Origin of the sequence: Haliovirga abyssi, assembly GCF_030295325.1 — a bacterium.
Lineage (GTDB): Bacteria > Fusobacteriota > Fusobacteriia > Fusobacteriales > Haliovirgaceae > Haliovirga > Haliovirga abyssi.
Map to the genome: position 1 here is coordinate 1,592,951 of NZ_AP027059.1, position 12,376 is coordinate 1,605,326.

The window sequence follows — 12,376 nt, forward strand, 5'->3', positions numbered from 1 at the left end:
AGCTATATTCTTGTAAACTATTAAAAAAATTATATTTTTTCCCTTATAAGACCTTTTCTATATGCAAATAATAGATGTTTTAAAAATTCTATCTGCTTGCTGATATTTTTACCTGCATCAGTATCTCTTATTGACTGCATATCATCTGCATTTTCTAATATAACTTTTGTAGAAATTATATCTTTTTCTTCATCAATTGCAGTTTGTCTAGATGTAAAAGGTTCATGTGCCGCTATTACTAATCCTTTACTATCACAAATCAACGTATACCCTGCTATACCAGTAGTTCTTTGATAAGCCGCTGTTAGTCCACCATCTATAACTAGAAGCTTTCCTCCTGCTTTTAATGGATTTTCTCCTTTTTTAGCCTGCACAGGAACATGCCCATTAATTATATGAGCTTTTTCTGGTTCCAATCCAAACTCTTTTAAAATTTTTACAGCATATTTTTCTTCATCTCTATATTTATAATATGGATTTTTTTCCTCTTTTTTTATTTCTTTATCATCTAAAAAATAACTTTCAAATGTTGCCATTTTTTTCTTTCCAAATAAAGGAGAATTTATTCCTAACCACAAATACCACATTATAGATTTCCCATAATCTTTATCTTCATTTTCAGTTTTATTAAAATATCCATCTCTAACATATCTTTCTATTGCATTCATTAGAGCTTTTCCTTTATATTTTTCCCCTTTTAATCTCATCTCTTTAAAATTTCCATTTTCATCCATTGGTATACACCCATGATATAATAAATTAGAATTATATTTTAGATACATACTTCCATTTGAAAATAAAAATCTAACATGTTTTTGTAATTTTTCGCTATTCATAAATGATGTCTTTAATTTTTTTATAACCTCTTCCTCTTCTTCGCTTAATTTAAATACATCTTCTCTATTAATAGTAGGAAAATTCATATCTTTTAATTTATAAATTTTATCATCTATTTTTATTGTACCATTTTCAAAATTTATTTTATCTAATAACAGCCTATCTTCCATATTAAATTCTGGATATTTTTTTATTATTTTTGCTTCTAGTTTTAGCTGTATAATAGTTATAGCTTTTTGCATTTTGGATATTAATTTCATCTCTTTTTCACTATGTTCATCTTCTTTTACTATAGGTTTAAATTCTTTACAATCATCATCTCCATAGACTTCATTTGCAAGAGTGGCTAACGGGAATAGATTAATCCCGTATCCATTTTCTACTGTATCTAAATTCCCATATCTCAAGCTTACTCTTAAAGCATTTGCTATACAAGCTACTCCGCCTGAAGCTGCTCCCATCCATACAATATCATGATTACCCCACTGAATATCTACTGAATGATAATTCAGTAACAAATCCATTATTTTTTCAGCAGCAGGTCCTCTATCATATATATCTCCAATTATATGCACTCTATCTATTATTAACCTTTGAATTAATTTTGATAATGCAATTATAAAATCATCAGCTTTATCTATCTCTATTATTATTTTTATTATTTTATTAAAATATTTTTCTTTATTATTTTCTTTCTCATGTAATAATTCTTCCAATATATAGCTAAAATCTTTTGGAAGAGCTTTTCTAACCTTAGAACGAGTATATGAAGCTGATACTTTACGACAAACTTTTACCAATCTATACAAAGTTATTTTATACCACTCTTCAAGCTCTGTCTCTTCCTCTTTTATTGTATCTAATTTTTCTTCTGGATAATATATTAAAGTTGCCAAACTTTTTTTCTCACTTTTTTTCATTGATGTTCCAAATATATTTTCTATCTCTTTTTTTATCATACCTGACCCATTTCTTAAAATATGAGAAAAAGCTTCATACTCTCCATGAATATCACTTAGAAAATGTTCAGTCCCTTTTGGTAATTCTAAAATTGCACCTAAATTTATTATCTCTTTACTTGCAGCATTTATTGTTGGATAATGTTTTGATAATAATTTAAGATAATCTAATTCTCGATTTATCTCTTTTAAATTTACGTTTTTCATAGTTGCCCCCTTTTGAGAATTTTATGATATTTTAATACATAAATAATATCATATACCGCATATTATTGCAATAAATCACTATTATCACAGTGTAAGGGCAATTCATGAATTGCCCCTACAGCATTCACATCTTAAAGTTACTACTCCCCAAATTATCATTCATATCTCAAAGCCTCTATTGGATTCAAATCAGCTGCTTTTTTAGCTGGATATACTCCAAATATTATACCAATCGAGCTTGATACTGCAAATGCTATGATTAACATTTGTAAACTCAATTTTGGAGTTATTTTTAGAAAATGTGCTGCTAAAACTCCTCCTCCATATCCAAAAGCTATACCTATTCCACCTCCGATTAATGTTAAAATTACTGCTTCTATTAGAAATTGTATTAAAATATCTCTTTTTTTTGCTCCTAAAGACTTTCTAATTCCTATTTCACGCGTCCTTTCTGTTACTGTTACAAGCATTATATTCATAACACCTATTCCACCTACAAACAGTGCAATACTCGCTACAAACGTTATAAACGCTGTTATTCCAAATAATATTTTATTAAAATTATTCAAATATTTACTTACATTTTCCACAATATAAACATTTTTATTTCTATGAACTCTTTCTAATATTTTTATTGTATTTTTTGCTGATTGTGCAATATTTTTAGGATTTTTCGAACTTATTTCAAAATATTCCACAGAATTTGTTTTAAATAAAGAGTGTGCTGTTTTTATTGGAGTTATTATACTAAAAGATTCTTGTTTAAATAGAGTCATAAATTTCTCCATTGGATTTTTTATTACTCCAACTACTATATATTTTTGAATACCTCTTTCTGTTTTAACTTTTACAAATTCTCCTACTATGTTCGCTCTTCCAAAAACTTTTTTTCCTAATGTATTATCAACAACAGCCACTCTTCTCCTATTTATATTATCATCTTTATTTAATAATCTTCCATATAACAATGTAGCCTTATTCACTTTAAAATAATCACTATCAACTCCCAAAAGTTGTAAATTAGCTTTCTTTTTATTCTTCTTTTTCAAATTATTAATTACTTCTCCGCCCCAATAACCATATACAGATGATACATTTAAAATTTGGGGATTCTCTAAAATTATATTTTTATCAACCATTCTCAACAAATCTTTTTCTCTAACATTTTCATTATAATTTATATACAAAGAAAACATATTAGAACCCATTTTTGTCAATTCTCCACTTATTCCATCTTGGAATCCTCTTCCTACAGATGTTAGCATTATTACAGAACTTATCCCTATAATTATTCCAAGCATTGTAAGAAAAGATCTCATTTTATTTGCAAATACGCTTTTTATTGCTGATATTCCAGCTTCTGACAGTTTCATTTTCTCACCTCACATTATTAATATCTGATATTATTTCTCCATCTTTTACTGTTATAATTCTTTTTGTATGTTCTGCTATATCTGGCTCATGCGTTACCATTACAATAGTAACTCCTTCTGCATTTAATTTTTTAAATATTTTCATTATCTCTTCTCCAGAATGACTATCTAAATTTCCTGTAGGTTCATCTGCCAAAATCATAGCAGGTGAACTAACTAATGCTCTTGCTATAGCTACTCTTTGTTTTTGTCCACCACTTAATTCTGTTGGTTTATGTTTTACTCTGTCTACTAATCCAACTCTTTCTAATGCCTCTAATGCTAATTTTTTTCTTTTGGCTTTATGAACTTTATTGTATATAAGTGGCAATTCTACATTTTCAAAAGAATTTAGTCTATTTAATAAATTAAACGCCTGAAATACAAATCCTATTTTTTGATTTCTAATTTCTGATAATTCATTATCATTAGCTTTTTCCACTTCTAATTTATCCAAAATATAATATCCAGAAGTTGGTTTATCTAAGCAACCTAATATATTCATTAATGTAGATTTCCCTGAACCTGAAGGCCCCATAATAGATACAAATTCTCCTTTTTTCACTTGAAAATTTATATTTTTTAATGCTGAAACTTTCAATTCACCGTTTATATAATCTTTTTTTAGATTTTTTATATCAATTATCATTTTTTACACTCCCTAACTCTTTATCCAAAACTTCTACTTTCATCCCCTCTGCTATTTTTTCCTCTGGATTAACCACAACTTTATCTCCTTCATTTAATCCCTTTACAACTTCTACATAAAAATCTGATTCTACTCCTATTTTTATATCTCTTTTTTCTAATTTATTCTCTTTATCAACTACATAAACATATTTTTGTTTATCTTTTTCCATAATTGACAATATTGAAATTAACTTAGCACTCTCTTTTTTTGCTGTTATTATTTCTAAATTCACAGAATATCCAGGCTTCAAAATTTTCTTACTATTATCAAATAAAATTTCTATATTTACAATATTTTCTTTATAATCTCTATTTTTACTTTCATGTGCCAATTCAGATATTTTATAAACTTTTCCATAATACTTTTTATCATTTAATGCATCTGATTTAATAACTACTTTTTCTCCTAATTTTAATTTTGGAGCATCATATTCTGAAACTTCTGATTTTATTATAAGTTTTGATATATCGGCAATTTCCACAACCGGTTTTTCTATATTTACAATATAATTTTTTTCTGCATTTAATTTTAATATTGTCCCTGTAACTGGACTTACTGTTTTTCTTACCATTTTTTGTAATTTTTCTTTTTCCTGTTTTAATTCTAATAAAGATATATCAATAGAATTTTCTTTAATTTTTATTTGGTCTTCTCTAGTTTTAGTTTCCATTTCAAATTTATTTTTTGCATCTTCATAAATAGTTTTCAAAAATTCTATTCTACTTTGTGTATCTTTTAAATTTATATCAAATTGTTTTTGTTCTATATTATTTGAAGCTAAACTTGATTTATAATTATCTAAATTATCTTTTGTTTTTTCCAATTCCTCTTTTGCTATCATCCCATTTTTATATAATTCTTCCTTTTTCTCTACTTCATCTTCTGTTTTTTTTATATTTTTATTAATTGTTTTGGCTTCTAAATTTAATTTTTCTAATGATAATTCACTTTTTTTCATATCATTTTTTAATTGTTCAATATCATGCTTTTTATTTATCAAACTAATTTCATCTAAAGGTTTCATTAATTCTTTTAATGCTAATTTTTCATTTTCAATATTTATTCCCATTTTTTTTATAGAATATTCCAACTCTTTTCTTTTTTCTGTATCGTATATGATAATTATATTGCCTTTTTTTACGTTATCCCCTGCTTTAAAATTCACTTTTTTTATCTTTAATGGAGTACTTAAATAAATTGTTTCTTTATTTTTAACCGCAACTACACCTTTTGCCAATACTTTAGATTCTATTTTATCTAATTTTACCTTTTCTACTGTAACTTTAACAGTTTTTTTATTGCTATTTTTCTTACCTAAAAATTTACCTACTACAGACAAAACCACTAATATTACTATTATAATTATTACTATTTTTTTCATTTTTCCTTTTTTCATTATTTTAACCTCCATAAGTTTACTGATATTCTATTTTATATTTATATGCATTAAAATTATTTTCTAATTTTTCTAATTTAAGCTCTGATTCTTTATAATCTTCAATTGATTTTTCATAATCTTGAAAACTAATATATCCTAATTTAAACATTTTTTTTGATTTTTTTTCTTCTGATTTATAATACTCATTATATCTTTTTTGAATTTCTATGCTTTCTTTCATATCTTCAAAACTATTTTTCTGATTTTCTCTTTCAAATAACTTATCTTTTTCTAACTGTTTTATTCTCTCTTCCGATATTTTCAACTCTACTCCATTAGTTTTTATATCACTTTTAAAATCAAATATATCTTTTGAAAATGATATTCCATAGCTATAATCCTTTGAGTCAAAATCATAATTTGCATTAGCTGTAATAGAAAAATTATTATATTTTTTAGAAAATTCAAATTGTTTTTTCCCTATCTCATATTCTAATCCGTTTTTATCTATTTCCAATTCTCCTATTTTATTAAAATTAATATTTTTATCAAAATTTATTTTTTCAAATTTTATGTTTTTTTTAATGTTATAATTCAATTTATAAGTTAATTTTTCTTTAAAAACTTCTCTATTTTTCTTTAAAAATTTAATATCTTTTTCACTCTCTTTTATCTTTAATAATAGGTAACTTTTATCAGAATTTGTAGATTCTCCTTTTTCTATTTTAATATTTAATGTTTTTAATTGCTTTTTATATTTTTCCAAAATCATTTCATCTACTTTTATATCTATATCTGCATCTTTTATAATTTTATATATCTCTATTATCTCTATTATTTTTTGATTTTGTTCTAATTTTCTGCTAATTTTATAACTACTATTTTTTAATTCATATATCTTTTCATCTTGATTATGTTTTTGAAATATTATATTATTTAAATTTTTATTTATACTAATTGAGTTGCTAGAAATTTTATTATTTTTAATATCATAATTTAATGAAAGTACAATATCTTTATATGATAAATTTATTATGCTGTTCTTTGAATTTCCAATAATAGATTTTCCTACATTTCCATCTACTTTTAAATTTAACTTGTCCAAATCGTTATAATCAATTTCTTTTTTTTCTATCCTCATTTTTTCATCATTTAGCAATTCTACTTTTTTATACTCACCACTTTTTTCATAAATAGAAATTAATTTTTTTAATGAAACAGTCTCTGCTGACAATATCTGCCCTACAATAAATGCCATAATAAATATAATTTTTTTCTTCATTTTCATCTCCTTTATTCTGTATATTTTTTCCATTTTCAGTATATCATAACTCCATAAATAGAGCAACATCTAAGAGAATTTTTTCCTAATCTATAAAAATTAAAATTTTATTCTTCTCCAAAACAAAAAGCCTCTTAAAAATAAGAGACTTTTCGTTTATTTTAATATTTCTAATTTTTATGGAACGTTTCAAAAATAAATTTCTTGTATTTTATTATAAAAATGCTTATATCAATATCTTCAATCTTATGATCAGATTCTTATTTATTCATCTCTTCATGTAGTTTTTCCATTACATATTCCATATCATATTCCACAAAAATATCACTAATACTATTTGTATACCTCGACGGTTTGTCATTTATCTCTATTACAAACGCTCCATTGTTTTTAGCCACAATAGGTATTGCACTAGTTGGCATAATATTCCCCTCTGCTCCAATCAAAATAATAACTTCAGCAGAAGAACTTAATTTCATCCCTTTACTATATGTTTTATGAGGAATTGGTTCTCCAAAAAATATAAGTTTTGGTTTTAAATATCTGTTACATCTTGGGCATTTAAAATCTTTTGGCAAATCTTTTATATGATACTCTCTTCCACATTCTAAGCATACAGCCCTTTGAGCGCTTCCTTGAAATTCATAAACATTTTTACTTCCTGCTTCTATTTGTAGTCCATCTATATTTTGAGTAACTATTCCTGAAATAATATTTGCTTTTTCAAATTCATATAATGTTTTGTGTATAATATTTGGTTTCCAATCTTTTATTGGATTATAAAAATTCTCTAAAATTTCATTCCAAGCAAAAACTGGATCCCTATTAAATATATCAATATCTATAGTTCTATTTACATTTTTTTTGAATAAATTTTTCACTTTTTGATTTTTCGATTTTTTAATTTCATTTTCTACTATTTTACATCCACTAAAAACCATGGTTTTTTTACTATTTTTTAAAATTCTAGCAACTTCTCGTATTTTTTTATGCACAAACATTATATTCCCCCTAAAATTTAAATCCAGTATTAAAATATATTAAAATATCCGAACTTTTTTCTTTTAAAACCATTAAATTTATTGGTCCTATTAAAGTTCTAGCCCCTATTCCAACAGCAAAACCATGTAAATCCTTTTTTTTATCAATAACACCCTGAAATGCACTAAATAACTTTCCATAATTGTAGCCTACAATAAAATATCTATCTTTAGAAAATTCATATCTATTTTCTAATCTAATAGAAATAAAATTTTTCGTACTATACTCAGCACTTTTTACTCCATAAAATCTAGTCTCATCCTCTTCGCCCCCTATATAAATGTAATAGTTTTCTGGAATTACATTCCCTTCTACAAATATAGATGTTAAATTGAATTCTAAAATATTTTTTACGTTTAATTTAAAATATTTTTTATAATCAAATGTTAGTTTATTAAAATCACTATTACTTAACAAAAAACTATTCCCTAAAATGTAATTTAAAAATAATTTATTTCCTTTTTCTGGATAATTTTTTCTGTTTGTTGTATCAATTTTAAAATCAAAGTCATATAAAAATAGATAATCTTCTACAGACAACTTTTCTTCGGTAATCTCTGGCACAGCATTATAATATTCTAATTTTACCCCTCCACCTAAAAATGTATTAGTTGAAAAAAAACTTCCCAACAGTAACTCAGATGAAATATTATTATATTTATATTTTGCAATAGTTTGACCCTCATTATATAAATAAAATGGTAGTTCTTTATATTGATTTTTCATTATTACACTAAATTTATTATTTATCCCCTTATATCCTATAAGTTTATGTGTAAAAAAAGGATTTTCTCCTAATTTTAAATCTAAAATTGATTTAAACCCTATTTTTTTATATCCAAAGTTTGTATAATTTAATAAAATACCACTTTTTAAATAACTATCATATCTAAAAGCTAGACCTATTAAATTGTTTTCTTTTTTTTCTAATTTTAAAATCAATTCATCTTTATTAATTTCATAAGATACTTTTTTGAAAAACATAGTTCTATAAATTTTCTCTATTGATTTTTCTAATTCAAATTTATTATATAATTTTCCAATTTTTAATTCTGAAATAGTTAATATATATGTTTTTTCACTCTCGTCTACGCCTACTATTTTTATCTTTTTTATAATTGCAGTTTCATTTTTTATATTCTTTTTTTTCATCATTTTTAAATATTTTTTTTCATTTCTCAAATTTTTTAATTTTGGAACCATTTTTTCTGCTGCTTCTTCCCCTATTTTTATCAATTCCTTTACATTTCTATAACTTGTAGCACCATAGTTTCCCAATTTTGGAACTATTAAAACATCCACTTTTTTTCTTTCTTTTAAACTACTTTCCACTCCTCTAAAACTAAAGGATTGATTAGCAACATCTAAAAATGTATTTAAATCTTTTTCATCTTTTAGCATTGCTCCTACATCGCTTCCTATTACTACATCTGCTCCCATATCCAAAACTTCTTGTACAGGGAAATTTCTTGATAACATTCCATCTACTAATAACATATTTTTATATTTTATTGGTGTAAATACACTTGGAATTGACATACTGGCTCGAATAGCTTCTGAAAGTATACCGGATTTTAAAACAACGGCATCTCCATTTTTTAAATTAGTAGCAACACAAGAAAATGGAATTTTTAATTTATTAAAATATCTTATATTTTTTGCATCCCAAGTTAGTTCTCTAAGTAGCGATTCAATTTTCTGTCCTTCTATCAATCCCCCTGGAATTTTTAACGTATAATTTTTTAGAGGTAATTGCCCTATGTATCTATTGCTATATATTTTTTCTTCAATAGGCAGATTTTTATAATCAATTTCATCATCAAAATAATAAAACCAATTTGTATTTAATGCTATATTTTCTATCTCTTTTGCACTATACCCAATGGAATATAATGCTCCTACAATACTTCCCATACTAGTACCACTTATATAATCTATAGGAATATGCTCTTTTTCTAATACTTTTAACACTCCTATATGTGCAAATCCTTTTGCTCCACCTCCACTTAAAGTTAATCCTATTTTAACATCATTAGCATATACTAAATTCAATATAAAAATTAAATTTAGTACTATAATCCATTTTTTATACATACAATTCTCCTATTTTTTTAATTTAATACACAAGTTAATTATAGCTCGCAATTTTTGAAAAATCAAGCAAAAATTAAAATATATTTTTTTGATTTTTTATGATATAATAACCTTGAGGTGATATTATTGAAAAAATTATTATATTTTATATTTTTGTCTATATTAATACAAAATTCTTACTCTGACGAATTCAATTTATCGTTAGGGTATAACATTAATTCGAAATTTAAAATTAATTACGAAGAAAATTATTATAACCATTTAAATAATTATAATAATAATTTTGATTTAAATAATAGTTATAATCTAGGAATAGAATACATTAAATTTTTAAATTCATATTTTGGATTTGGTGGCGGATTTAAGTTTTTTAAAGAAAATGGAGTTATTAAAACTTATGGTAAACATTTTGATGAGTTCCAATATGAAAAATTAAATAAAATGAAATCAAACTACTCTTATGCTTTATACAGTTCATTAAAATTAAAAACTTTTTATAGTACATTTTTAATATCTAATTTAGGAGTTTATTTCCCATATTTAGATATTTCTAATTCTATAGACAATTCATCTTCTGAAATATATAAAATATATTTCAATTGTGGATTTGGATATGAACTACATAATTTTATTTTTGAATTAACATCTAATTATGGTACCCAATTTTTTACTGTAACTAATAGTAATGGATATTTAAGTGGTAATTGGTCAGATTCTTTTATTAGTTTTAATATTAAATATAATTTTTATGATTTAATCTTTAATAAAACTAATATTTCAGCATTTGATAGAGCACAAAAGTTTAATGAGCTATATAGAAAAAAAGAACAAGGTGAAATTTCTAATGAAGAATATGAAAAAGAGAGTAATAAAATTATAAAGTTAAATTAAGAATAAAATAAGCTACGCTTCATTTGGTAAAACATAAATATTTTTCTAAATTTTTGGCTTCTGAAAAATTTTGTTTTAAAAAATCAAATATTTAAAAAAAACGGTGTAGCTTATATACTGTACCCTATAAGATGGACATTTAAAAAAAAGTTGCATCAGATATGGTATTTTTATATAATATCTATAATGTTAATTTAATAGATTGGAGGATTTCATGAGCAACAAAATATTCACAAAAAAAGAGATTGAAATTTTATCAAAAAATAAATATGTCAAAACTATAAGTTCTAAGGCAATCACATATACATCAGAATTCAGAAGAATTTTTATTGCAGAAAGTCAAGATAAAATTTTACCTAGAGCAATATTTGAAAAATATGGATTTGACGTACAAGTATTAGGGATGAAAAGGATTCGATCAGCAGCAGCAAGATGGAGACGTGCCTATAAAGAGCAAGGAGTATTAGGGTTAGATGATAGAAGAAAAGAGAACTCTGGACGACCTTTAGAAAGAGAGCTATCTTTAGAAGAGAAATATGAAAGGCTTCAAGTAAAAAATGATTATCTTCAAGCGGAGATTGATTTGCTAAAAAAGCTAGACGTGCGAGAAAGAGAGGTGAACGGTAAATTAATTGAATTATCGCCATCAGAAAAGTTTGTTATAATCAAAGATGTAATAGAAACAAGTGGTGTAAAAAATATTATAAAATATTTATGTGAAGTTGCAGAAATTTCTAGAACAAGTTATTATAACTATTTGTCTGAAACTTCCAAAACAAATAAAAGCAATCAAGAATTAGAAGATGAAAAAGCAAGAGATTTAATCATAAAAGCATATGAATTCAAAGGTAGGCAAAAGGGAGCTAGACAGATAAAAATGACTTTAGAAAATGAATTTGCTACAATTTTTAATCTGAAAAAAATCAGAAGAATTATGAAAAAATATAGTATTGTATGTACGATTAGAAAGGCAAATCCTTATAAGAGAATAGCAAAGGCTACAAAAGAGCATACAACTATTCCAAATAAATTGAATAGGGAATTTAAACAAGAAATACCAGGGAAAATATTATTAACAGATATAACATACCTATCATATGGTAATGGTCAACGTGCGTATTTATCAACTATTAAGGATAGTTCAACAGGAGAAATACCTGCATATGTATTATCTAAAAATATTAAGTTAGAAATTGCAACAGAAACAATAAGAACTCTTATGGAAAACAAAAGCTTTAAAATTCATAAGGATGCATTAATACATTCTGATCAAGGAGTCCATTATACAAGCCCAACATTTCAAAAATTAGTTAAAAATAGTGGCTTAGATCAGTCAATGTCAAGAAGAGGTAATTGCTGGGACAATGCTCCTCAAGAATCATTTTTTGGCCACTTTAAAGATGAAGCAAATATTAAAGAATGTAATACATTTGAAGAATTAATTAATGAGATTGATGATTATATGGATTATTATAATAATTATAGATGTCAGTGGGGATTAAAAAAGATGACTCCTATAAAATATAGAAATCATCTTTTAGAAAATAAATCAGCTTAACTACTTTTTTTTAAAATGTACTTGAC

The 12,376-nt window shown here is 24.7% G+C and carries 9 protein-coding genes; 2 read left to right on the forward strand and 7 right to left on the reverse strand.

Annotated features, from left to right (window positions below; translation table 11 throughout):
- Window positions 1-29: 29 nt before the first annotated feature.
- The 7 genes from RDY08_RS07105 to RDY08_RS07135 all read right to left on the reverse strand — a co-directional run bounded on the left by RDY08_RS07105 (window position 30) and on the right by RDY08_RS07135 (window position 9,901).
- Entirely contained in the window at window positions 30-1,979 is a 1,950-nt protein-coding gene (locus RDY08_RS07105; RefSeq protein WP_307905453.1) for a fructose-1,6-bisphosphatase, read from the reverse strand.
- Window positions 1,980-2,158: 179 nt separating this feature from the next.
- A complete protein-coding gene (locus RDY08_RS07110; protein ID WP_307903676.1) occupies window positions 2,159-3,376 on the reverse strand; it encodes an ABC transporter permease in 1,218 nt (405 codons plus the stop codon).
- 4 nt (window positions 3,377-3,380) lie between these two features.
- Window positions 3,381-4,064 carry an ABC transporter ATP-binding protein gene (locus RDY08_RS07115; protein ID WP_307903677.1) on the reverse strand — a complete coding sequence of 228 codons (684 nt, stop codon included), beginning with the start codon at window positions 4,062-4,064 and terminating at the stop codon, window positions 3,381-3,383.
- On the reverse strand, window positions 4,054-5,502 hold the full coding sequence (locus tag RDY08_RS07120) for an efflux RND transporter periplasmic adaptor subunit (RefSeq protein ID WP_307903678.1): 1,449 nt from the start codon (window positions 5,500-5,502) through the stop codon (window positions 4,054-4,056). Before RDY08_RS07120 ends, RDY08_RS07115 begins: the two co-directional genes overlap by 11 nt.
- A 19-nt stretch (window positions 5,503-5,521) precedes the next feature.
- On the reverse strand, window positions 5,522-6,766 hold the full coding sequence (locus tag RDY08_RS07125) for a TolC family protein (RefSeq protein ID WP_307903679.1): 1,245 nt from the start codon (window positions 6,764-6,766) through the stop codon (window positions 5,522-5,524).
- 260 nt (window positions 6,767-7,026) lie between these two features.
- A complete protein-coding gene (locus RDY08_RS07130) occupies window positions 7,027-7,767 on the reverse strand; it encodes an SIR2 family NAD-dependent protein deacylase (RefSeq protein ID WP_307903680.1) in 741 nt (246 codons plus the stop codon).
- A 10-nt stretch (window positions 7,768-7,777) separates the two neighbouring features.
- Window positions 7,778-9,901 (reverse strand): patatin-like phospholipase family protein, encoded by a 2,124-nt coding sequence (locus RDY08_RS07135; RefSeq protein WP_307903681.1) that lies wholly within the window; start codon window positions 9,899-9,901, stop codon window positions 7,778-7,780.
- Window positions 9,902-10,027: 126 nt separating this feature from the next.
- On the opposite strand from RDY08_RS07135, the gene RDY08_RS07140 reads away from it, so the two are divergent.
- Together RDY08_RS07140 and RDY08_RS07145 are read left to right on the forward strand one after the other, a co-directional pair.
- Window positions 10,028-10,792 (forward strand): hypothetical protein, encoded by a 765-nt coding sequence (locus RDY08_RS07140; protein WP_307903682.1) that lies wholly within the window; start codon window positions 10,028-10,030, stop codon window positions 10,790-10,792.
- 214 nt (window positions 10,793-11,006) lie between these two features.
- The gene (locus RDY08_RS07145) at window positions 11,007-12,350 is read left to right on the forward strand and encodes an IS3 family transposase (protein ID WP_307903683.1); all 1,344 of its coding nucleotides are present in this window, start codon (window positions 11,007-11,009) and stop codon (window positions 12,348-12,350) included.
- Window positions 12,351-12,376 lie beyond the last annotated feature (26 nt).